Here is a 22,370-nt window from a genome sequence, read left to right as displayed (position 1 = left end):
TGTCCGGAAAGCCCCGCGCCGAGGCCTGCCGGCGCGGTCGACTCAGTCGGAGTCGCCCTGGCGACGCCAGCGGATGCCGGCCTCGATGAACTCGTCGATCGCGCCGTCGAACACGGCCTGGGTGTTCCCGGACTCCTGCTCGGTGCGCAGGTCCTTGACCATCTGGTACGGGTGCAGCACGTAGGAGCGCATCTGGTCGCCCCAGCTCGCCTTGATGTCGCCCGCGAGCTCCTTCTTCTTCGCGGCCTCCTCCTGCTGACGGATCAGCAGCAGGCGCGACTGCATGACGCGCAGGGCAGCGGCGCGGTTCTGGATCTGCGACTTCTCGTTCTGCATCGACACGACGGTGCCCGTGGGGAGGTGCGTCATGCGGACGGCGGAGTCCGTGGTGTTCACCGACTGCCCGCCGGGACCCGACGAGCGGAAGACGTCGATCTTGAGCTCGTTCTCGGGGATCTCGATCGAGTCGGTCTGCTCGATGAGCGGGATGACCTCGACCGCGGCGAACGACGTCTGCCGGCGGCCCTGGTTGTCGAACGGCGAGATACGCACCAGACGGTGCGTCCCGGCCTCGACGGACAGGTTGCCGAAGGCGTAGGGGGCGTTGACCTCGAACGTCGCCGACTTCAGGCCGGCCTCCTCGGCGTAGGAGGTGTCCATGACCTTGGCCGGGTAGCCGTGCCGCTCGGCCCAGCGCAGGTACATGCGCATCAGCATCTCGGCGAAGTCCGCGGCGTCGACGCCGCCGGCGCCGGCGCGGACGGTGACGACGGCCTCCCGGGCGTCGTACTCGCCGCTGAGCAGCGTGCGGACCTCGAGCGCCGCCAGCTCCTTGCGGATCCCCTCGATCTCCGCCTCGGCCTCGGTCAGCGAGTCCGGGTCGTCCATCTCCTGGCCGAGCTCGACGAGCGTCTCGACGTCGTCGATGCGGCGGGCGAACCGCTGCACCCGGCCCAGCTCGTCCTGGGCGTGGGACAGGGCGGAGGTGACCTTCTGGGCGTTGTCCTGGTCGTCCCAGAGGCCGGGCGCGGACGCCTCCTCGGAGAGCCGGGCGATCTTCGCCTCCAGCGCGGCGGGGTCGCTCACCGACTCGATCGAATCGAGGGTGGAGCGGAGCCCCTTGATCTCGGCGGGGAAGTCGATGGTTGCCACAATCTTCTAGCCTACCTGCCGCTCAGAACTGGCCGGGCAGCGTGCGACCGAACATCTGGGCGGTGGCCCGCGCGCTGGGGCTGCCGGCGTCGAGGTCCGCACCGGCCACGAGCAGGGCGCCGATGACGGCGGGCGAGTCCTTGAAGACGGCACCGGCCAGGGGCGACTGGCCCCGCTCGTTGAGGCGGTTGACGTCGGCACCGCGCTCGGCCAGCCCCGTCACCAGGTCGGCGTGCCCGTGGTAGGCCGCCAGCATGAGCAGCGTGTTGCCCTGGGCGTCGGCGTGGTCGGCCGGGACACCGGCGTCGACGAACTCCAGCAGCAGGGGCTCGCCGGCGCGAGCGAGGTCGAACATCTGGTCCAGGTCGACGGGGAGCTTGTCGGTCATGCCGTCGAACCTACCCGCACGGCCCGGCGGCCGGGCCCGGCGGCCCTGCGACCTGTCTCCCCGGCCGGCGCGTGCTACCCCGCCCGAGCGGTAGCCGTCGCGGTCACGGTGAACCCGCCGCCGAAGGTGTCGGTGAACCACCGCACCAACGGCGGGTGCGACCGGGCGACGAGGGTCACGCGCGCGCTGCGTCCGTCCGGTGCGACCGCCTCGACCACCTGCACGTCTCGCAGCCCGGGCGCCGTCGACGGCGGTTGTCCCGCCAGGTGCTCACTCAACGACCTTGGGGGTGGCGAAGGGACCGGGGAAGGAGGGGACATGCACAACTTCTCATCGGCAGCTTACAGAGGTGTTCTCACCAGTGTGATCGTTGGGTTCCCCGCTGGAGGTGGAGCAGGACGAGGTCGGCGGCCGTGATCTGGGTGAGGCGTTTTGGGGTCGAGGGTGATCGTCTGCAGGGCGGGCCAGGTCTTCTTGAGCAGGGCGTTGCCGCGTTCGGCGATGGACCGAAGTCCGGTCAGCGCGCGCCTTCCTTGAACCAGCGCAGCACCAGCAACGCCTGGACTCTGGCGGTCGCAGCCCGGTGCCACGGGCGGATGTCGCGGGCGCGGCGGTGCGCGGTGATCCAGCGCGCCACGGTGGCCAGGGTGTGTGCGGGCACGTCGAGGGTGGCACGATCGGCGATCAGGCGGGCTCCCGGGCGTCCGGTATGTGTGTTTGGCGACTTGCATCCTGGTCCTGAGACCCTGCTGCTGCCGAGCCCACTCCCGGGACCAACCCGCAGGTCAACGCGCCATCGCGCCGATCACCTCACGCGGTCTGCCGAAGACACCTCTCCGTGAGAATTGGCTAGCGTAGGCGCGTGATCGCATCGGTCGAGAACGACGACGTACTGACTCTCTTCGGAGCACCGTGGTGGGATGCCGCTGCATCGCTCGGTACGCTCCTCGCGGTCCTAGTTGCGGTCGGAGTTGCGGTCGTGGAGACAGTCCGCGCTCGTCGCGCCGAGCGCGGACTGAAACTGGAGCGTCAGTCACGGGCCGACGACGCACGCCGCGCCGTAGCCTCGCTCGTGGCCTCCACGGTCGACGTGAACCCCGAGCCGTCCGATGACGCTAGTCATTACATTCAGCGGGCCAGTTTGCAGATCGCAAATCAGAGCGCGGAACCAGTCTTCAACGTTCGGGTGATAGTCGCCGTTTCCGACCCACCCGTGCCAATCGGCCCGCTGGCCGCTCCGGCCCCGATCCCAGTCTTGCCAGCCGGCCACAAACGAACGTGGGACATAACGGTTGGCCTGCTTGCCCACGCGCGACTTGCATCGACACTAGGGATGCACCCCACTACCGAACTTTTTTTCACTGACAGTCAGGGTGAGCGCTGGCATCGCGCATACGACGGAAAGCTTAGCGTTGCAAGCAAATCCAAGCGTATCGAATTCCGAGACATCTCCGACGGCAACGAGGCGCAACTTGGGGAGCTCGACAACCATTTCAACCCTTTACCCATTGTCCTCGCCTTCCTGGACGCCCTGACCTCGAAAGGGAAAAAACCTACAGTAGAGGACATAGCACCGCTCCTCTCTCCAACCGCTAACGGCTGGGAGGTCTTGACCGACGCAGCAGTCGCGGAAATGGGCGAGGAACTTTCCGCCTACGGACTGGCCGCTCACATATGGTACCCAGCACCGTTCGTCGCATGGGCCCGACTAATCCGCGACGACGACGCGCGAGTGCCAGTTCAAACCGGAGAATTCCGAAGCGTAGATGCGAAGATTCTGACACTCTGCTTCCTTCCCACGATAGGATGGCGAGTATTCGGAATCGGCCCGACTGCCCCTGATTGGATCGCTTTTCCCCCTGGCTCACTAACGGACGACCCACGCGGCGGTCTCTAGGGTAGGGGCAGTGGCTCGCCGGTTAGCGAGGTGCGGGATGTGGGGCTCTTCGCAGTTGAGGGGGGTTCAGGGGTGAGTCCGCCGGCGGCCAGGTGCCCCTTCATCGAGCCGAGCCCCCCTCCCCCGCTGCCTGCGCGCTTGTGCCATACCGAGGTTCGCGAAGCCTTCTGACCAGAAGGCTCGTGCCTAAGGACGCCACGAGGCGTTTCGGAGAATCGACGCCTAGAGCCCTGCGAGCTCGGCCCAGTCGACAGGCATCCCCTGGCTCGCCATCTCATGAGCGAGCTTCTGCTTCCAGGCATCGTCCAGGGACAGGTAAGCGAGGCCGTGGAGGTCGCTAGGCAACTCAACTCCCCTCTCATACAGGAGGACAACGCGCGCACGGCCGAGCCGTCCCGCGAAGTACCCGGCCTCGAGCAAGACGTTCTGTCGCGCGCGCGGCAAGTCCTCCTTGGCATTCTTCGCCCTGCCAACATCGTCAGCGGTAAGCAGAGCAACCGCAAACCCAACGGACGCGGCATACCCCTCCAACTTTTCCAGGAGAGTCCTACCGCCGTTGGGTTGCTCGTGGAGGATGACCGGGACGGTGCCGGTCAGCGCCTGCACGAGCCGCGCCAGCTCGTGCTTCCGCTCGCCGTCATGCCCGTGGACGATGAAGACACGGCCCCGTTCTTCAGCGGCCTCCCTCTGATGCTGAGTCTCAGCGCCCTGAACGACGACGTCCTCCAGCTCCGCTCGCAGTTCCAGTTCCCCCTTCGCTGCCTCCAGGATCGCGACTCCTTTCCGCACTCCAGCAGGGCGATAGCGGCTGGTATCCATACCAGGCGACCAGACCTGAGGGCTATAGCGAACCCTCTTGAACTGGTCCAGGTGAGGAGACTCCTCGCCCATCACCGTCCGAAGCACCATCTCGGTGCTCGTCCTCCAACGGATGAAATCGACGGGGTCGCCACTCCTTGCGGCTGCGATCTGCTCGTCGAGCGCTGCGAGCTTCCGAGGAACATCCATGCAATCGAGCCTAGCAATCGCCTCGGACACCGGCACACCGTCGTCGCCTACGGTTTAGGAACAGGACCACCGCCAAGGGAGCGTGTGACCTAGCGAATCCCGAGTTAACGGGCCCACGCGCAGGTCTACGGCGGAGCGGTCCATGCCTCGTCGCCATCCGGACCGCTGAAGGAGCGCGTTTCCGGCTCGGCGTGGCAGGGCCAGCAGTGCGCACCTGTTCTTGACTCAGCAGGTCCTCGAGCCCTGCCGCGCGCGCAGGCGCGCCCGAGATGCCCGAATTCGTCACACGCCGACGCCCAATTCCCGACGCCCGGGGCGAGCGGCGCTTCGGCCTCTCCCGCGCGGCATGGTGTTCGGACACGAGGACGGGACCGCCTGGGTTTGCCGATCTAGGACCCCAGATAGCGCACCCGCACGATGAATGCGTGCATACTGCCAGCATGAAAGACTTCCTCGCCTGGGATGGGTGGGCCTTCGTCGGGATCGCGCTCGCAGCCGTTGCGATCCTTGCGACCATCCTGGCTGCGCGGGCGTGGGGCAGTCGGCGAGGCCGCCTCGTCTACCGCGTCGACGTCAGTCGAATGGTCAACGCTGGAACCCCCGCTGGGGTCAGCATCACGCATCGTGGTGTGCTCCTGGCAGAACCGTGGCTCGCTACGATCTCACTGACCAACACTGGGCCCCGCGACATTACTTCTGCCAACTTCCACGACGGGCTACCGGCCCGGATCGACATCGGTTCCCGCGTCGTGGTCGCGCTAGATGAGCAAGGGTCCGGGCCTGAACTTGACGAAGTGGGCACCGAGGTCGTAATAGCACCATTTCATCTCCCGAGGAAACAGCGCATTTCCTTTACCTGTCTTGTCGATGGGCAACCTGATCGACCTTCGATGACACCCCTCGTTGACACCGACATCGAACTTGCCCAAGCAAGTATGGCCGACGGATTCCGGGAAGGTTTATTCGGGATGCTCGCGGCGGCCTTCCAGGAAGCTGCCGGAATCTCAGCGACAGTTCTCTTCGGGAAGCGCCGGCAGACGTAAGAACGGTCGACGCACCGGCAGTGGGATCGGCGCCGACGAACCTGCGCGAGCGATCCTGGTCTCAAGCGGAGGCTCCACTCCGGTCACGTGCCAAGAGCCCGGAACTGAACAGGTTCACCAGCGGCACCGCCAGCGATACCGGCTCTTCGCCGATCTGGTGTGGATCAGAATGCGAGTCCTCTGCCAGCGAGCAGCATCCGGAGGCGGTAGTTGTCGCGATTGCGGTAAAATGTATCAGGCGGTCCCTAGTCAACCGGACCCGGCTTGTTGATCCAGAACTATCCCCCGAGGATCGGCTGCATACGACAAACGCCAGAACCGTTAAAATCTAGCGGCTCTGGCGCTGGCCGATGCTGGCGAGATCCAGCCTGTACCGGCCCTCTTGCGGACTTTCTGCGGACTCGGGACCCTCCCTAGTGTGAGCGAGTACCGCATCAAGCCCGTGAGTCACTCTGTCCCCCGCGCCGCACTCGTGGTCGGCATCGGCGAAACCAAGATCCGCGAGGCCATCGCCAACGGTGACCTCGCCACGCACTACATCGGTACCAGGCCAGTCGTACTTCACAACGAACTCGTCGAGTGGGTGACGAGCTTGCCCGACGAGCGGCTATAGACAGCGCCTGTCCGTGTCAGGCCGTTCAAGGCCGACTTCCTCGCCGGCATCGCAGCCCAGTTCGAGGTGACCGTGCCCGAGTTGGTCAGCGGGCAGGCGGCCTGACTCGCAATTACTCGGCGGGCGCGGCCACTGAATCTGCCGAACCCGGTGAAACCTCGGGCTCGATGGCGAATGGAACTTTGAAGGACCGCGCTCCAAGCATCTTTGCGTGGCTAGTGAGCACAGTACGCAGACTCGGCCAAACCAGCACCACCAACTCGTCGTCTGTGAGGTCGCGACCGTTTGGATTGACGATTAGGAAATACTGAGCAGAACCTTCGTAGATCTCAAAGGCCTCCCCTGTGTCGGGATCCTCGCCCTTCATAGTCGCGACAGCTCGCAGGTTTAGCGCATCGTCGTTATCCGCGTGACGAAGACCCTCGAGCTGGACCTCAACAGTCGACGACTTCGTCCGCCTATTGGTCTGCATCTGCCCGCAGAGTTCGATCAGATCGAAGCGCTTGAAGACGTCCTGCCTTTCAGACGGTTGCATATCAGTAGCCATCAGCCAACTGTCCGAGTAAAGCTTCGTGCCCCGAAAGCGGGCCGACCAGCGACCACGGAACGCTCTTGAGGCTTCGCCCAATCAACAGGTTCTGATTTGCCCGGCTCAGTGACCTTAAGGGCCGCGGGGCCTGAGAGGTGGTGGCGCGGATCTGAAACCGAGAACATTACAACTTCGTCTTCGCTCGGGCCGGTGGAACCCAAGACGTCAACTGTGTAAGTTGCCCTGTGCATAAGACTATGGAATGCAGGCACGTGCGTTTCCGGACTACGGCTGACCTGCCCGGGCAACCACGTATAGCATCGCGGCTCTCTATTGTCACTCATTGCGGACATTATTTCGCCGCGATCACAGGCACTAACATGCAACTCATAGCCAAGAGCCGCGAGCGCTTCCGCGATTGTGTCCACTCTCAGATTGCCGTTCCCGTTCAAAGTGCGGTGAACGGCAGATTTCCGAACGCCTAGACGCCGGGCCAACTCGGACTGAGAGATATCGCTCTCATCCATAGCGCGGTGCAAGATGCCGAGCATCCGGCTACGCAAGGAGGATTTCGCGAGAGCGCGCGAGCCTTCTTCAGTGCTCGCCAATCTTTCGTAACTCATCGCTAACCCTCCTTGGATTGTGAATATTCGATGTCGGATTTTTGAACCCATTCAGCGTGCCTTATTTGGCCCGCAGGTATTTTGCCTTCGCGAGTTTTCCCGAGCCGCTTCTCGAACCCGTGAGTCAGACGAGCAGTCATCCCCTTCTCGCGTGCACACTCGACGGTCTGAAAAAAGAGCATTCGATCCTCCGAGGTCTTAATCTCGGAAATCGAATCGTTGAGTGCTCGCAGTTCGCGGGGTACTTCTAGCTCCCCGGTGCGGGAGTACACTGCGAACCGGTAGGTGAGATCGGAGTACCGCTGACGCTTCCGCTTATTCTTCGAATTTTCGAGAGAACGCAGGTAGTCATAGGCCTGTTGCCCTCCATCGCCGTCGAACGCATCTTCAATCCGTCGAGATCGGCCATCCGCCTCCGCGCAGCGCCCGCACTCACACTCCGCGATCGCGGATGGTTCACTCATGAATGTACCACGCTCCATGTTCGACGCTGAGTCTTGGCATCGTAGCGCGATCGAGCGCGACGGACGATGCGTGTCCACAGGTCAGCATCGGTTCGCCGGTCGCCAGGAGCGCTAGATCGCCGCCCTCGCGCCCAGCCGGGTCGGCGTAGCGTACGTAGACGGCTCGCGGGGTCCACGCGATCGCTTCGCCGTCAGCGTGGAACGCGCCCCCGCCCGTCGTGATCCATGCCGTCACGGGTACAGGCTCAGAAGGACGACTGGGAGTCTCTCGGCGGGCCTCCGGAGGTACCTCGGAGGCGAAGTCCGCATGGGCACACGCTCGATCCCTCAGCGACCGGTCGAACGCTTGTTCGAACTCATGCTAGGACCCTAGCGCAACGAGCACGCTCCCCTACCCCGCCGTGGGGTACGCCGTCCGGTCGAGACTGCGTCGAACGGCAGTGTGAGTGCGTCCCGTCAGCTCGCCGGCTGTACCCATTCTTGAGGTCACCCCGGAACTGCGGCAGCACCTCGAGCACCGGCCGCGACGGGTACGGCATCAGTCCTCAGTGTCTTCAGGGATCTCGCCCTGGACGTCGCCGCCCTCGACAGCCTCTCGTGTGGCGGCGTACTGGCGCTCGATGTACTCCTCGAGCTTGACCCGCTCGATCCGCCACACTCGCTTCGGGCCGACCTGGATCGCGGGCAGGTCGCCGTTCTTGAGGATCGTATAGACCTGTGCCTTGGTGACCGCCAACTCGTCGGACACTTGCTTCAGGTCGAGGAACCGCTTCGTCGTCACGGGAGCAGTCTGCCAATACGACCGGGACGCGCGTCGTGACGGGGTGGCAGATTCCCTCAGCGGTAGCGTCAGGTCATGAGTGGCATCGAACCCTGCAAGACCTGCGGCTCCCCGGTACGCGTCATCAAGGTCCGTGGGGAGGGAAGCGTTGCTGACCCGAATCCCATCGTCGAGCGCCGCAAGTGCACGAACCCGCAGTGTCGGACAAACGGGGGGCGAGATCGACTCCTCAGCGACTCGGTGTAGCGGCCCGCTCCAGCAGCTTCCGCACCTCGGGCCAGCTCGCAGCCAGCCTGGGGTGCGGCTTGAGGTCGGTCACGTCGTCGAGGCGGACCCAGCGGCACTCGTCGGTCTCGGAGTCGTATGCGTGGGTCTCGAGCTTGCGGTCGGTGGTGGCGATGACCTTGGTGTAGTGACAGTCCTCGTGCGCGTCCAGGTACTCGTCGATGACTTCGAGGGCTGACGCGTCGATGCCGGTTTGATCTAGATCTCCTCGATCTCCGGGTCGTCGAGGTAGACCTGCAAGGGACCGAGGCCGCCGAGCTCGTCGGCGAGGGACCGCGAGACCGCTGCCGGGTCCGGCAGCACCGGAACGAGCCCGGCCGAGGCCCGCTCGGCGTAGTCCGCGACGGCGTCGCTCACCAACCGCTCGAGCCCCCGCCGGTCGGTCACGGGGTCGATCCCACGGCGCCGCACCAGCTCGCGGACCTCGTGGGCGAGGATGCTCGCGGCGTCGTCGCGCGCGAGGACGTCGATGGCCACCGGCTGAACCTCTCCGTCGGGGACGATCCGGACCTTCCATCAGGCGCCGCCGAGAGTAGCGAAGTCCGACCGGCCCCCGTGCCCACCCTGTGGACAACCCGGACCACGGGGAGGCGTCTCCCGGACGGCAGCACCCGCGACCGGCGCCGGAGGGCGGTCAGGCCGCGGCTCCTGCGGCCCCGGACGCGCGGCCCTCGTCGCGAGCGACGCGAGGCAGATCACACCAGGTGCCCGCATGATGGACGATCCGGCGCTGCCACACCTCCCGGACCAGCCTCGACGCCCCCGATCCGTTGCCCGCGGCGGCGATCTGTGGCAGCGTGGCACCCCGAGCGAGAAACCGGTTTCTCGTCTCTGTCACCGTCGACACAGGAGGCAACGATGCCCGCACTCCCCCGCCGTGCCCTCCGGCACCCCGCCACGACCCGCACCGTCGCCGTCGTCGCGAGCGTCGCCACCGGTCTGGCCCTGGCCGCGCCCGCCCAGGCCCGGGGCCACCACGGCCACCACGACCACCACGAGGTCGCGCAGATCGTCGTCGCCCCGGACGGCTCGGGCGACGCCACCACGATCCAGGAGGCCGTGGACCTGGCACCCATCGACTCCGCCGAGCGCGTCGAGATCCGCATCGAGCCGGGCGTCTACCAGGGACGCGTCGACGTCGACGCCGCCCACCCCCGCCTGTCGTTCGTCGGCGCGACCGGCGACCCGGCCGACGTCGTGATCACCGACGACCGCGCGGCCGGCACGCCCAAGCCCGGCGGCGGGACGTGGGGCACCACCGGCTCGGCGACCGTCACGGTGTCCGGCGCCGAGTTCCACGCGACCGCCGTGACCTTCGAGAACGCCTTCGACGAGGCGGCCCACCCCGAGTTCTCCAGCCACCAGGCCGTGGCCGTCAAGACCCGCGCCGACAAGATCGTGTTCGACGACGTCCGGTTCCTGGGCAACCAGGACACCCTCTACCTCGACAGCCCGTCGGCGGACGTCCCCGCCCGCGTCTACGTGCGCGACAGCTACGTCGAGGGCGACGTCGACTTCATCTTCGGCCGCGCCACCGCCGTCATCGAGGACTCGACCATCAAGGCGCTGGACCGCGACTCCGACCCCAGCGGGTACGTGTTCGCCCCCAGCACCTCCTCGACCTTCGAGCACGGCTTCCTCGTGGTGGGCTCCCGGTTCACCACCGACGCCGCGGCCGACAGCTACTACCTGGGCCGCCCGTGGCACCCGAGCAGCGCCCCCGACAACGACCCGCGCGTCGTCGTGCGCCAGTCCTGGCTGGGTCGCCACGTCAAGGACGACCCCTGGACCACCATGTCGGGCTACGACTGGTTCGAGGGCAGCAACGCCGAGTACCGCAACGTCGGCCCGGGGGCCCGCGTCAACGCCGACCGGCCGCAGCTCACGCGGGCCGAGGCCCGCGACCACCAGGTCGTCGACTACCTCGCCGGCGACGACGGCTGGGCACCGCAGCACGAGCGCGGACGCTGCTGACGTCCCCGACCACGCCACGGCCGCCGGTCCGCGCCCTCACGGTGCGGGCCGGCGGCCGTCGACGTCCCGCTGCCGCACCGCGACGAGGTCACCGGTGCCGCGACCCAGCACCTCCGCCCGACCGTCCGCCCAGACCACGACGCCTGCGAGCCCGCCCCGCGAGCGCAGCCAGCCCGGACCGTCCGCCCCGAGCGCCAGAGCGCTGGTCGCGGCGACGTCGGCGGCGGTCAGGCTCGGCCCGACGACGGTCACCGACGCCAGCGCCGTGGGCGTGCGCCCCGTGCGGGCGTCGACCACGTGCGCGCCGCGGTGTGCGAACCCCGACGTCGCGACGGCGCCGCGCCGGACCGGGACCGTGGCGACCAGCCGCGCCGTGGCGTGCGGGTCCTCCACGCCCACCCGCCACGGGGGGCCGTCGCCGGCCACGTGGCAGACCATGTCGCCGCCGGCCGCGAGGCAGAAGTCCGTCCCGTCGAGCGCACGCAGGTGCCGCGCGGCACGTTCGACGGCCCAGCCCTTGACCACACCGCTGGGGTCGAGCACGTCGCGGCCGTCCGCGGTGCGGTGCCGGGGGTCGAACGCACCACCGGACACCCTCCGAGCCGCCTCGGCCAGCGCCAGCACCTCGTGGACCTCCGCCGGCAGGTCGGCCTCGGTGATCGCACCGCGCCCCAGCCGACTGACCACGGAGTCGGGGCGATAGGTGCTGAACGTCCGGTCCACCTGCCGCAGCTCGGCGACCACACGCTGCCAGGCGTCGTCGGCCTCCTCCCCCGCGGCGCCGCGCCCCCGCAGCGCGAGGCTGACCGGCATGCCCATGAGGTGCACCACCCGCCGCACCACCGCCGTGCTCACAGCCCCGCCTCGTCCAGCGCGCTCTGCAGGGAGCGGACGTAGCCCTCGCTCGTGACGGTCGCGCCGCTGACCATGTCGATGCCCGCGCTCTGCGCGTCCAGGGTCTCCTGGACCAGCTCCGGGACGGCGTAGGAGTTGATCTGCTGGTCCTTCGGGTTCTCGGACGGGTACACCGGCACGTCCACGGCGGTGATCGTGCCGTCGGCGACGGTGATCTCGACCTGGACCGGTCCCCACCGGGTCTGCACCACGTCCCCGGTCACCGTCGTCGTGCCCGTCGTCGCGTCCGACGACCCGCCACCGCCGGAGCCGTCCGACGACGAACCGTCCGACGACCCGCCCGAGGTCACGCCGCCGTCGCCCGCCTGCTGCACCACCACGGACGTCCCACCGAGCGCCGTCGGGTCGGTCGAGGTGCGGTATCCCAGCAGCAGCACCACGACCGTCACGGTCGACAGCGCCCAGAGCAGGATCCTTCTCATCGCGTCACCATCCGAAGTTCTCGCTGTGGATCTGCGCGGCGGGCACGCCGGCAGCGAGGGCGGCCCGGCGGACGGCGTCCGTCCAGCCGGGCGGTCCGCACACGTACAGGTCGCGCTCCGCGACGTCGGGGATCCATCCGCCCAGCACCCGCGCGTCGTCGTCGCCGGCGAACCCGGGTCCGACCCACGAGCCCTCCGACCGCCGCCTCCCGGGCAGCCGCACCACGGCGAGCCCGCGCGTCGCCGCCAGGTGGTCGAGCTCGTCCGCGAAGAGGGGCTGCTCGCGGAACCGTTCGACGAGGACGGCGTCGCCCGGCGCGTAGACGAGACCCTCCGCGAGCGCCCGCAGCGGCGCGACGCCGGACCCCGCGCCGAGCAGGGCGACCTTGCGGCGGGAGCGGACGCGCGCCGTGAGCCGACCGTAGGCACCCTCGACGAGCACCCGGCTGCCCGGACGCAGCAAGGCCAGCCCGCCGCTGCCGGGTCCCACGGCGGCCACCGTCACCCGCAACGAGCCTGGCGTCGGGTCCGCCGAGACCGAGTACGGCTTGCCACGGGTCCAGCCGGATCGACCGAGGAAGCGCCACACCAGGAACTGCCCGGCCACGGCGAGCCGGTCGAGGTCCCGCCCGGTGAGGTGCACGGAGACGACGTCGGGTCCTTCGCGCACCACCCCCGCCACCCGGACCTGGTGGCGCCACGTGCGCCACAGCGGCAGTCCGAGGCGCCACACGAGCACCGCGACGAGCACGAGGGCCCAGACGGTCCACCACAGCGCCGTCACGGCGGGGCGTGCGAGGAACTGCTCGCCGGTCCACAGCTGGTGCGGCAGCGCGAGCGCCGCCCCCAGGTAGCCGTACAGGTGCAGCAGGTGCCACGACTCGTACCGGAGCCGGCGGCGGGCGGCCCGCACGCTCGTGACCACCACCATGACGAGAGCGGCGGTGCCGGCCACGGCGAGCAGCATGCCGGGGTACTGCCACGTCAGCTCCCAGAAGGTGCCCGGCCAGGCCGTGACGCTGCCCGCCGCGTAGCCCCAGGTGATGAGCACGACGTGAGCCACGAGCAGGTCGAAGGACCACAGCCCCACGAGCCGATGGATCGCCACGAGCCGGTCACGCCCGAACGCCGCCTCCAGCACCGGCACGCGGGCCATGAGCAGGACCTGGGCGAGCAGCAGCGCCGCCGAGGCCAGGCCGGTGATCCGGCCCAGCGAGGTGAGGGCACCGTCCCAGCTCGAGAACGCCTGGATCCCCCCGTCGGCGACCCACATCCAGGTGACACCGAGCAGGGCGGCCCAGAGGGCGGCGCCGGACGCGGCCCGCACCCGGGCGTCGCGCCGCGGCCGCGTCGTGGTGGCGGCTCCTCGGCGGGTCCCGGCGCGTGCGGGCCGGTGGGCCGGCGCGGACGGTGCGGTCGTCGTCATGGTCCCAGCGTGACCGCCCTACCAGGGACCACCCTGCAGCGGACCTGCGAGATCCCTGGGAAAGCTCACGCCACCGGCTGCCGCAGGATCGTGCGCATCCGCTCCGGCGCCACGCGCCGCGGGTCGGACAGGTAGATCTCGTGGTGCGTGCCGGCCAGCTGCCTCCCGGACGCGGTGACGAACGCGTGCAGCGCGTCCACGGTCGGCGCCTCGTCGGCGTAGGGGCCGCGGTGCAGCACCTGCGCCGCCTCGCCGTCGCCGTACGGTTCGAGCCGCACGGACGCCGGCAGGTCGCGTGCCGTCGTCGTGCGCGCGACGACGTCGACGGCGTCGACCTGCGCGACGTCGTCGGGCAGGCTGATCATCAGCGTCCACCGCCATGCCGAGCGCGGCAGCTCGCGGAACCGTTCGATCTCCTCGGCCCACCACAGCCCCTCGAGGGGCATCACGGTGTAGGCCGTCCCCGTGGCGTCGCGGATCGCGGCGCGCAGGGCGTACGCCAACGGGTACAGCGTGGCGACCGCCTCGGCGTAGGCCGGGCCCGCCGGGTCGCCCGCGCCGTCGACCAGCAGGTAGGGCCGCGGCGGAACCGTGACGAGCTCCGGGTCCCGCGGCGCGGAGTACAGCTCGCGGTAGGTCGACTTGAGGTCCACGGAGGCCATGCGTCCCAGGATGCCCGCTCCCGACGACGCCGGCCCGCGGGCGCCGGCGCGCCCGGCGGGCGCGGCCGTGCTCGGTAGGGTCGGCCCATGACGTCCGAACCTCGCTGGCGCAACGTCGCGGCCGCGACCGGCCTGCTCGCACCCGACGGCGCCGTCGGGCAGACGATCTTCGCCGAGATGACGGTGCTCGCGAACTGCTCGGGCGCGATCAACCTGGGCCAGGGCTTCCCCGACGTCGACGGTCCCGACTACGTCAAGGAGGCCGCCAAGGAGGCGATCGACGCGGGTCGCAACCAGTACGCGCCCGGCGACGGCGTGCCCGAGCTGCGGACCGCCGTCGCCCGCCACCAGCACCGGCACTACGGCCTGGACGTCGACCCGGACACCGAGGTGCTGGTCACCACCGGCGCCACCGAGGCGCTGACCGCCGCGATCCTGGCGCTCACCGGACCGGGTGACGAGGTCATCACCCTCGAGCCGTTCTACGACTCCCACGCCGCGGCGATCGCGATGGCCGGGGCCACGCATGTCCCCGTGCCGCTCACGGCCGACCTGCGTCTGGACGCCGCCGCGCTGCGCGCCGCCGCGAGCGACCGCACGGCGATGATCCTGGTCAACACCCCGCACAACCCCACCGGCACCGTGCTGACACGCGTAGAGCTGGAGCAGATCGCCGCCGTGGCCCGCGAGCGCGACGTCGTGGTCCTGACGGACGAGGTCTACGAGCACCTCGTGTTCGACGACGCGGTGCACGTCCCGCTGGCCACCCTGCCCGGGATGGCCGAGCGGACGCTGACGGTGTCGAGCTCCGGCAAGACCTTCAGCCTGACGGGCTGGAAGGTGGGGTGGTTGCACGGTCCGGCCGAGCTGGTCACGGCGGTGCGCACCCTCAAGCAGTTCATGACGTACACCTCCGGCTCGGCGTTCCAGCCGGCGATCGCCCGGGCGCTGGACGACGACGAGACACCGCGGGCGCTGGCGGCCTCGCTGGCCGCGCGCCGCGACCTGCTGTGCGAGGGGCTGGAGCGCGCCGGGTTCTCGGTCGTGGTGCCGCGCGGCACGTACTTCGTCGTGGCCGACGGCGCGGCGTACGTCGATCGGCTCGGCCTGGCCGACGGCCACGAGCTGTGCCTGCGGCTGCCGGAGCTGGCCGGGGTGGTCGGCGTGCCGGTGTCGGCGTTCTGCACACCGGGGTCGACGGCGGCCGCGGCGTCACGCTCGCGGGTGCGGTTCACGTTCGTCAAGCGTGCCGAGGTGCTGCACGAGGCCGTGGCACGGTTGGCCGGACTCCGGACGGCGACGGGGTAGGACCGCGGTCCGTTCACCCACCGGTGACCAGCGAGACGGCCACGGCCACCATGACGAGCGCGATCACGCCGTCGACCACCCGCCAGGCCCCGGGCCGCCGCAGCAGCGGCGCCAGCAGCCGCGCCCCGTACCCGAGCCCGGCGAACCACAGCACGCTGGCGAGCATCGCCCCGGCGGTGAACCACCACCGGTCGTCGCCGTAGGAGGCGGCGATCGTGCCCTGCAGCACCACGGTGTCGAGGTAGACGTGGGGGTTGAGCCAGGTCAGGGCGAGCGCGGTGAGCAGCACGGGCCGCAGCCGGCGTCCGGCGTCGGCGACCTCGCCGTCGCGGGCCGCGGTCAGCTCCTCGTGACCGCGCCACGCGCGCCGGGCGGCGAGCGCCCCGTAGCCGAGGACCACGACGGCGCCCGCCCACCGGGCGACGGTCACCACGCCGGGGTGGCGCTCGACGAGGGCGCCGAGCCCGGCGGCGCCGGCGGCGTAGAGGACGGCGTCGGAGGCGGCGCAGACGGTGACCACGACGCCGACGTGCTCCCGCCGCACGCCCTGACGCAGGACGAACGCGTTCTGCGCGCCGATGGCCACGATGAGGGACAGCCCGAGGCCGAGGCCGGCGAGGAGGGTGAGCACGGTGGCGACGCTAGGTGGGCCTCGCGATGAAGTCCATCTACAGTTTCTTCGCCTGATGAAGTACAACTCAGGTATGAGATGGGAGTCGGGGCAGCTCGCCGCCCTCGCGGCCGTGGTGGCGGAAGGATCGTTCGAGTCCGCAGCCCGCACGCTGCACATCACGCCGTCGGCGGTGAGCCAGCGCGTGCGCGCGCTGGAGAACGCGGCGGGCACCGTGCTGGTGCGGCGCACCCGGCCCGTCGGCCCGACGGACCCCGGGCGCACGCTGCTCCGGTTGGCCCGCCAGGTGGACCTGCTCGGCGCGGAGGCGGCAGCGGAGATCGGTCCGGCCGAGGACGACGACGGCCGCACCGGCGCCGCGCGTCCCGTCACCGTCCCGATCGCCGTCAACGCCGACTCGCTCGCCACGTGGCTGGTACCGGCGCTGGCCGCCGTCGACGGCGTGACATTCGACCTGCACCTGGCCGACCAGGACCGCACCGTGGACCAGCTGCCCGCCGGAGCGGTCATGGCTGCCGTCACCTCCCAGCGCGATCCGGTCCAGGGATGCACGTCGGTCCCGCTCGGCATGACGCGCTATCAGCCACGGGCCAGGCGGGAGTTCGCCGCACGCTGGTTCCCCGAGGGGGTCACCCCGGAGGCGCTGGCCGCGGCACCGGTCGTGGTCTTCGACCGCGCGGACGGCCTGCAGGACGCCTGGCTGCGGCGCGTCGCCCAGGCCGCGGACGCGGAGGTGCCCGATCCGCCGCGGCACCACGTCCCGTCCACGGCGGACTTCCTGGCGGCCGTCCGCCACGGACTGGGCTGGGGGATGTGGGGACCGCTCCCCCGGCCCGGCGCACGGTTCGACGTCCTCGCGGACGCACGGGGCGACGTCGTCCCCCTCGACGAGGCGACCGTGGACGTGCCGCTGTACCTGCAGCAGTGGCGCCTGCGCTCGACAGTCCTGGACCGGGTCGCCGCGACGCTGCGCGAGCACGCCCGGCGCACGCTGCCGCAGGTCTGACCAGTCCCTGACCGGTCATGACCAGGTCTGACCGGCAACCCGGGCTCCCGGCAGACCCGGCGACCTCCCGTCCCGGCGCGGGCCTCTCGGGTCAGGCGCAGACCCCGGGCAGCGTCGACGCGCTGGGCGACGGCGTCGGCTCGGCGTCGCCGGCGTCGGTGTCCTTCCCCCCGGAGCCGTTCTGCGACTCCTTGCCGCCGGACTTCCCGGAGCCGCCACCGGACCCGGAGCCCTGGCTGGTCGAGGGCGAGGGCTCCGGCGACGGACCGTCCACGAGCGGCTCGTCGGCGGCGAGCCGCTCCCAGATCTCGTCGGCCTCCGCGGTCCACACCACCCGGTTGGCATCCGACGGAGCGTCGATGACGGGGACGGACTCGAAGGTGATGTTGGACGGGTCGACGTCGCGCACGCTCCAGGCGAGACCGGCGAGCGCGGCCGGGCTGGCCAGGTCGGGGCTGGTCGAGACCGCCCGCAGGGAGGCACGCACCATGCGGTACAGCTTGGGCGTGTCGGTGATGACGTTCTGCGCGAGCACCTCACGCAGCATGGAGTCGACGAACGCCTGCTGGCGCTCGATGCGCTTGAGGTCGCTGCCGTACTCCAGTCCCATGCCCTCGCCCTTGCGGACCCGCAGGAACTGGATCGACGTCGGGCCGTCGAGGACCTGCTCGCCGGCGTCCAGGTCGAGGTCGCTGTAGCGGGAGTCCCCGATCACGGGCTCGGGCAGGCACATGGTCACCCCGCCGAGCGCGTCGACGATGTCCACCACGCCGGTCATCTTGACGACCACGTGGTCGTCGATGCTCAGGCCGGTCAGGGACTCGACGGTCAGGATCGTGCACGCGGCAGCGCCGGTGACGTCCTGCTCGGGCCCGCCCCCCAGCGCGAAGGCCGTGTTGAACATCGCCCCGTACTGGGCAGCCGTCGAGCTGCCGTCCGGGCGGGGGCAGGACGGGATGTCCACGAGCGAGTCGCGCGGGATGGACACCGCCTCGATCCGGGACCGGTCACCGCTGACGTGGACCAGCAGCGTGGAGTCGGAGTGGAACTCCTCCCCGTCCCCGGCGATCTCGGCGTTGGCCTCGTCGCGGAAGTCGGTGCCCATGACCAGGATGTTGAGCGAGTCCCCGGCGAACGGGTCCGTCGGGTCCTCCGGCTGCTCCTCGGGGTCGTCGGCCTCGGCCTGCACGTCCGGCGTGCGGTCCCGGCCCAGGAGGGCGTCGACGTCGGACACCTCGATCTGCGACCGCAGGTCGACGTAGGCGGCGACCGCGCCGACACCGACGAAGCTCAGGGCACCGGTGAGGACGAGCGCGACCCAGCGCACGACCGGATGCCCGGCCCGGGGTCCCGCATGCCGGGGATTGGCGCTTTCCACACCTTCACCCTAAGCCGACTCCCGCGAAGATGCCCTCGAGGCGGGTCGGGACCGGCGCGTTCCAGCCTCGACACGACCTGCCCACGACCTGCTGCTCTTGCAATTGTTACCGGGAACATGTTGGCTGTCCGTGTGGCACCGACCCCGCCGCACCGACGCGGCCGGGGGCCTTCCCGCATCCCTGCGGACGGGCCGGGGCGGGGCCGCTGAACCTCGACGAGGAGAGTTGATGTCAACGACGAAGCCGTCACTTGACCCCCCGAACGGAACCCGCCGCGACCGCACCGTCGCCCTCGGCCTGGCCGCCGCCCTGGTGCTCGGCACGGCCGGAGCCGCGAGCGCTACCACTGACAGCGCTATCGGCACGGCCGGCACGACCGCCGCCTCCGTCACCGCCGCCCCCGTCACCGCAGCCGTCCCTGACGACCGCACCGGCCTGCGCGGGGACTACTTCGTGACCAGCGAGGGCTCCGGCTGGGCGCTCGACGAGGCGAACCGGCGGGCGACGATCGTGGACCCGCGCATCGAGTTCACCAACCTGGTGCCGGTGTTCCAGTCCCTCACCGGCCAGGGTGAGCAGACCGCAGCCCGCTGGACGGGCACCATCACCCCGGAGTTCAGCGAGGAGTACACCTTCGCCGCGACGGGCGACAACGGCATGCGCCTGTGGATCGACGACCAGCTCGTCATCGACCACTGGGTGAACGACTGGGACGTCGAGCAGACGTCGACCCCCGTCGCTCTCGAGGCCGGCACGGCCCACACCTTCCGGATGGAGATGTTCCAGGCCACCGGCGGGGCCAACATGTACCTGCGCTGGTCCAGCCCGTCCCAGCCGAGGCAGATCGTGCCCGACGAGGCGTTCGGCCTCCCCGACGGGTTCGAGGTCTTCCCGGCCGAGGCCGCCATCTCGTCCGCGGGCACCGACCTGACGGTCGCGTTCCAGGACACGGTGACCGGGACCGCGGGCCTCGCCGACCACCTCGACCTCGTCGTCGACGGGCAGTCGTGGCCGCTCGACTCGCTCGGCGCCGACGGCTCCGACCTCACCGCCACCTTCGACGCGGCGATCGACCGGGACGCCACCGCCCGACTGTCCTACGACGGCGAGGGCGCGCTCGCCGTGGGCGGGGAGGACGTCGGCGAGCTCTTCCTGCCGGTGACCAACGACTCGGAGTTCCGCATCACCACCCCGTGGGCGGACGACTTCGACCCGGCGAACCCGCTGCCGGAGTACCCGCGGCCCCAGCTCGTGCGCGACGACTGGGAGAACCTCAACGGCTACTGGGACTACACCGCGGCCCAGGCCGGCGACACCCCGGCCGACGCGAGCTACGACGAGCAGATCGTGGTGCCGTACGCCGTCGAGTCCGCCCTGTCCGGCATCGAGCGGTGGGACCAGCACATGTTCTACCGGCGCACGATCGAGGTCCCGGCGGACTGGGACGTCGGCGCGGACAACCGGCTGCGGCTCAACTTCGGCGCGGTGGACTACGAGACCACGGTCTGGGTCGACGGCACCGAGGTCGGCACGCACCGTGGCGGCTACGACGGGTTCGCGTTCGACGTCACCGACGCCCTGGACGGCGCCGGCGAGCACGAGATCGTCGTGGGCGTCACCGACGTCACAGACGGGTCCAACCAGGCGGTCGGCAAGCAGACCCTGAACCCGGGTGGCATCTTCTACACCCCGACCTCCGGCATCTGGCAGACGGTGTGGATGGAGCCGGTCCCCGTGGCCGCGATCGACCAGGTCACCTCCGTGCCGGACCTGGACGCGTCCGCCGTGGACGTCACCGTCGAGTCGGCCACGGCCTCCGACGGCGCGGAGGTCACCCTGACCGCCCGCGACGCCGACGGCACCGAGGTGGGGAGCGTGACCGGCCCTGCCAACAGCGAGCTCGAGCTGCCGGTCCCGGACGCCCACCTGTGGACCCCGGACGACCCGTACCTCTACGACGTCGACGTCGAGCTCACCGACGCCGGCGCGACCGACACCGCCGAGCACTACGTCGGCATGCGCTCGATCGAGGTCGACGAGGTCGACGGGGTCAACCGGGTCCTGCTCAACGGCGAGACCACGTTCCTGCTGTCGACGCTCGACCAGGGCTACTGGCCCGACGGCGTCTACACGCCCGCGTCGTACGAGGCGTTCGCCCAGGACCTGCAGTCCCACAAGGACCTCGGGTTCAACACGGTGCGCAAGCACATCAAGGTCGAGCCGGACGTCTTCTACGCGATGGCCGACGAGATGGGTCTCATGGTGTGGCAGGACATGCCCTCGGGCTGGTTCGCCAACGGTGACACGCGCCCCGCGTCGCGGGACTTCTGGGAGGAGGAGATCTCCGAGATCGTCGACGAGCACCGCTCGTTCCCGTCGATCATCGGCTGGGTCGTGTTCAACGAGGGCTGGGGCGAGTGGGACCTCGACGAGACCCGGCGCATCGTGAACGACGTGGCCGACCAGGATCCCTCCCGGCTGGTCGACGGGCACTCCGGGGTGAACTGCTGCGCCTCCAAGGGTGACTCGGGGGCGGGTGACATCATCGACCACCACGCCTACCAGGGGCCGGCCACGCCGAAGCCCGACGCCACCCGCGCCGCGATCGACGGCGAGCACGGCGGGCTGTCGCTGACGGTCCCGGGCCACATGTGGCCGGGCGGCTCGGTCAACCCCTACGGCGAGGAGGCCGACCGCGACGCGCTCACCGCCGCGTACGTGGACAACACCGAACGGCTGATCCGGCCGGCGCAGTGCTACCTCTCGGGCTCGGTCTACACCGAGATCTCCGACGTCGAGGGGGAGATGAACGGGTTCTGGACCTACGACCGCAGCGTGCAGAAGATGGACGAGGCGGCGGTCCGGGACGTCAACGAGCGCGTCGTCGCGGCCGCGAGAGCCGGCACGTCCCAGGTGCCGGACGGCACGCCCGGCCTGACCGGGACCGGCTGGTGGTCCTTCGACGAGGGTGCGGGCGCGACGGCGTCCGACGGCGTGGGCGGCGCCACCGCCACGCTGTCCGGCGGGGCGGCGTTCGCCGACGGCCGCGACGGTGCGGCCACCGCGCTGCACCTCGACGGCGTCGACGGGTTCGCCGCCACCGAGGACGCCGTGGTCGACACGCAGGCGAGCTACACCGTCTCGGCCTGGGTGTCCCTGGACCGGCTGCCGGACACGTACTGGGGGACGATCCTGGGCCAGGAGACGTCGAACGGCACGAGCGCGTTCTTCCTCCAGGCCAACCGGGACGGCCAGTTCGCCTTCTCCTACGACGGCGAGCCGCGGGCGATCTCGGACGTCGACCCCGTGCTCGGGCAGTGGTACCACGTCACCGGTGTCCGGGACGCCGAGGCCAGGACCCTCACGCTGTACGTCAACGGGGAGCAGGTGGGCGAGTCGTCCGTGTGCGGCGGCTTCGACGCCACCGGCCCGCTGACGATCGGCCGCGGCCAGTGGAGCGGGGACCCGGTCGACTTCTGGCCGGGCTCGATCGACGACGTGCGCACCTTCGACCGTGCGCTGGACGCGGACGAGGTCGCCGCCGTGATGGCGGGTGAGTCGGGTCCGGAGTCCAGCACGGAGGTCACCGTGCAGACCCGGTGCGTGGCGCACCGCGCGTTCCTGGAGGTGCGGGTGACCAACGGCGCCGAGGAGAAGGCGAAGATCCGCGTCGAGTCCGACTTCGGCCGGAGGTCCTTCGGCCAGGTCAAGCCCGGTCGCGACGCCGTGCGCACGCTTCCCGTGCGGTCGTCGGAGGTGGCGGCCGGTGAGGTCACCGTCACGACGACGTTCCGTGACGCCGATCCGCAGGAGGTGACCGCGGCCTACGACGGCCGGACCTGCGGCTGAGCGGGGCCGCCCTCT

General features: G+C 70.0%; 20 protein-coding genes. 7 read left to right on the top strand and 13 right to left on the bottom strand.

Annotated elements, in window-relative coordinates; all coding sequences use genetic code 11:
* Nucleotides 1-42: 42 nt before the first annotated feature.
* Both prfB and ACIQLL_RS06200 read right to left on the bottom strand, forming a co-directional pair.
* Complete coding sequence (prfB, locus tag ACIQLL_RS06205; RefSeq protein ID WP_402464399.1) at nucleotides 43-1,152, bottom strand: peptide chain release factor 2; 1,110 nt, start codon at nucleotides 1,150-1,152, stop codon at nucleotides 43-45.
* Nucleotides 1,153-1,174: 22 nt separating this feature from the next.
* Nucleotides 1,175-1,540, bottom strand: coding sequence for an ankyrin repeat domain-containing protein (locus tag ACIQLL_RS06200; RefSeq protein ID WP_402464397.1), 366 nt, complete (start codon nucleotides 1,538-1,540; stop codon nucleotides 1,175-1,177).
* Between the two features lie 862 nt (nucleotides 1,541-2,402).
* On the opposite strand from ACIQLL_RS06200, the gene ACIQLL_RS06195 reads away from it, so the two are divergent.
* Entirely contained in the window at nucleotides 2,403-3,437 is a 1,035-nt protein-coding gene (locus ACIQLL_RS06195; protein ID WP_402464395.1) for a hypothetical protein, read from the top strand.
* A gap of 222 nt (nucleotides 3,438-3,659) precedes the next feature.
* Here ACIQLL_RS06195 and ACIQLL_RS06190 read toward each other — a convergent pair whose 3' ends face one another.
* Nucleotides 3,660-4,475 carry a TIR domain-containing protein gene (locus tag ACIQLL_RS06190; protein WP_402464393.1) on the bottom strand — a complete coding sequence of 272 codons (816 nt, stop codon included), beginning with the start codon at nucleotides 4,473-4,475 and terminating at the stop codon, nucleotides 3,660-3,662.
* A gap of 410 nt (nucleotides 4,476-4,885) precedes the next feature.
* On the opposite strand from ACIQLL_RS06190, the gene ACIQLL_RS06185 reads away from it, so the two are divergent.
* A complete protein-coding gene (locus tag ACIQLL_RS06185; protein WP_402464391.1) occupies nucleotides 4,886-5,488 on the top strand; it encodes a hypothetical protein in 603 nt (200 codons plus the stop codon).
* Between the two features lie 418 nt (nucleotides 5,489-5,906).
* Complete coding sequence (locus ACIQLL_RS06180; protein WP_402464390.1) at nucleotides 5,907-6,101, top strand: hypothetical protein; 195 nt, start codon at nucleotides 5,907-5,909, stop codon at nucleotides 6,099-6,101.
* Nucleotides 6,102-6,213: 112 nt separating this feature from the next.
* On the opposite strand, the gene ACIQLL_RS06175 is transcribed toward ACIQLL_RS06180, so the two are convergent.
* The 4 genes from ACIQLL_RS06175 to ACIQLL_RS06160 form a co-directional block, all read right to left on the bottom strand.
* Nucleotides 6,214-6,648 carry a hypothetical protein gene (locus tag ACIQLL_RS06175; RefSeq protein WP_402464388.1) on the bottom strand — a complete coding sequence of 145 codons (435 nt, stop codon included), beginning with the start codon at nucleotides 6,646-6,648 and terminating at the stop codon, nucleotides 6,214-6,216.
* A complete protein-coding gene (locus ACIQLL_RS06170) occupies nucleotides 6,648-7,157 on the bottom strand; it encodes a helix-turn-helix domain-containing protein (protein WP_402464640.1) in 510 nt (169 codons plus the stop codon). Before ACIQLL_RS06170 ends, ACIQLL_RS06175 begins: the two co-directional genes overlap by 1 nt.
* 1,098 nt (nucleotides 7,158-8,255) lie before the next feature.
* Nucleotides 8,256-8,498 (bottom strand): helix-turn-helix transcriptional regulator, encoded by a 243-nt coding sequence (locus ACIQLL_RS06165; protein ID WP_402464386.1) that lies wholly within the window; start codon nucleotides 8,496-8,498, stop codon nucleotides 8,256-8,258.
* 483 nt (nucleotides 8,499-8,981) lie between these two features.
* Entirely contained in the window at nucleotides 8,982-9,260 is a 279-nt protein-coding gene (locus tag ACIQLL_RS06160) for a hypothetical protein (RefSeq protein WP_402464384.1), read from the bottom strand.
* Between the two features lie 381 nt (nucleotides 9,261-9,641).
* Here ACIQLL_RS06160 and ACIQLL_RS06155 point away from each other — a divergent pair, with 381 nt between their 5' ends.
* Nucleotides 9,642-10,757, top strand: coding sequence for a pectinesterase family protein (locus ACIQLL_RS06155; RefSeq protein WP_402464382.1), 1,116 nt, complete (start codon nucleotides 9,642-9,644; stop codon nucleotides 10,755-10,757).
* Nucleotides 10,758-10,793: 36 nt separating this feature from the next.
* Here the strand turns inward: ACIQLL_RS06155 and ACIQLL_RS06150 are convergent, their stop codons facing one another.
* From ACIQLL_RS06150 to ACIQLL_RS06135, 4 genes are all read right to left on the bottom strand, one after another.
* The gene (locus tag ACIQLL_RS06150; RefSeq protein ID WP_402464380.1) at nucleotides 10,794-11,612 is read right to left on the bottom strand and encodes an FAD:protein FMN transferase; all 819 of its coding nucleotides are present in this window, start codon (nucleotides 11,610-11,612) and stop codon (nucleotides 10,794-10,796) included.
* Nucleotides 11,609-12,094 carry an FMN-binding protein gene (locus ACIQLL_RS06145; RefSeq protein ID WP_402464378.1) on the bottom strand — a complete coding sequence of 162 codons (486 nt, stop codon included), beginning with the start codon at nucleotides 12,092-12,094 and terminating at the stop codon, nucleotides 11,609-11,611. The genes ACIQLL_RS06150 and ACIQLL_RS06145 overlap by 4 nt, the downstream gene beginning before the upstream one ends.
* A 4-nt stretch (nucleotides 12,095-12,098) precedes the next feature.
* On the bottom strand, nucleotides 12,099-13,520 hold the full coding sequence (locus ACIQLL_RS06140; RefSeq protein WP_402464376.1) for a ferredoxin reductase family protein: 1,422 nt from the start codon (nucleotides 13,518-13,520) through the stop codon (nucleotides 12,099-12,101).
* A 65-nt stretch (nucleotides 13,521-13,585) separates the two neighbouring features.
* Nucleotides 13,586-14,182, bottom strand: a complete 597-nt coding sequence (locus ACIQLL_RS06135) for a GyrI-like domain-containing protein (RefSeq protein WP_402464374.1) — start codon at nucleotides 14,180-14,182, stop codon at nucleotides 13,586-13,588.
* An 87-nt stretch (nucleotides 14,183-14,269) separates the two neighbouring features.
* On the opposite strand from ACIQLL_RS06135, the gene ACIQLL_RS06130 reads away from it, so the two are divergent.
* Complete coding sequence (locus tag ACIQLL_RS06130; protein ID WP_402464372.1) at nucleotides 14,270-15,490, top strand: aminotransferase class I/II-fold pyridoxal phosphate-dependent enzyme; 1,221 nt, start codon at nucleotides 14,270-14,272, stop codon at nucleotides 15,488-15,490.
* Between the two features lie 13 nt (nucleotides 15,491-15,503).
* Here ACIQLL_RS06130 and ACIQLL_RS06125 read toward each other — a convergent pair whose 3' ends face one another.
* Nucleotides 15,504-16,121, bottom strand: coding sequence for a LysE/ArgO family amino acid transporter (locus tag ACIQLL_RS06125; RefSeq protein WP_402464370.1), 618 nt, complete (start codon nucleotides 16,119-16,121; stop codon nucleotides 15,504-15,506).
* A 73-nt stretch (nucleotides 16,122-16,194) separates the two neighbouring features.
* Between ACIQLL_RS06125 and ACIQLL_RS06120 the strand changes: the two genes are divergently transcribed.
* Nucleotides 16,195-17,127: a LysR family transcriptional regulator ArgP gene (locus ACIQLL_RS06120; RefSeq protein ID WP_402464368.1), complete on the top strand. Its 933-nt coding sequence runs from the start codon at nucleotides 16,195-16,197 to the stop codon at nucleotides 17,125-17,127.
* Between the two features lie 91 nt (nucleotides 17,128-17,218).
* Here the strand turns inward: ACIQLL_RS06120 and ACIQLL_RS06115 are convergent, their stop codons facing one another.
* Nucleotides 17,219-18,505, bottom strand: coding sequence for an LCP family protein (locus ACIQLL_RS06115; protein ID WP_402464366.1), 1,287 nt, complete (start codon nucleotides 18,503-18,505; stop codon nucleotides 17,219-17,221).
* Nucleotides 18,506-18,734: 229 nt separating this feature from the next.
* Between ACIQLL_RS06115 and ACIQLL_RS06110 the strand changes: the two genes are divergently transcribed.
* Nucleotides 18,735-22,355: a LamG-like jellyroll fold domain-containing protein gene (locus ACIQLL_RS06110; RefSeq protein WP_402464364.1), complete on the top strand. Its 3,621-nt coding sequence runs from the start codon at nucleotides 18,735-18,737 to the stop codon at nucleotides 22,353-22,355.
* The last annotated feature ends 15 nt before the right edge of the window (nucleotides 22,356-22,370 follow it).

It is taken from the genome of Isoptericola aurantiacus, from assembly GCF_044769875.1.
In the GTDB taxonomy this organism is placed as follows: domain Bacteria; phylum Actinomycetota; class Actinomycetes; order Actinomycetales; family Cellulomonadaceae; genus Isoptericola; species Isoptericola aurantiacus.
Note: the sequence above shows the minus strand (reverse complement) of the source record. Positions and strands in the feature narration are given on the sequence as shown.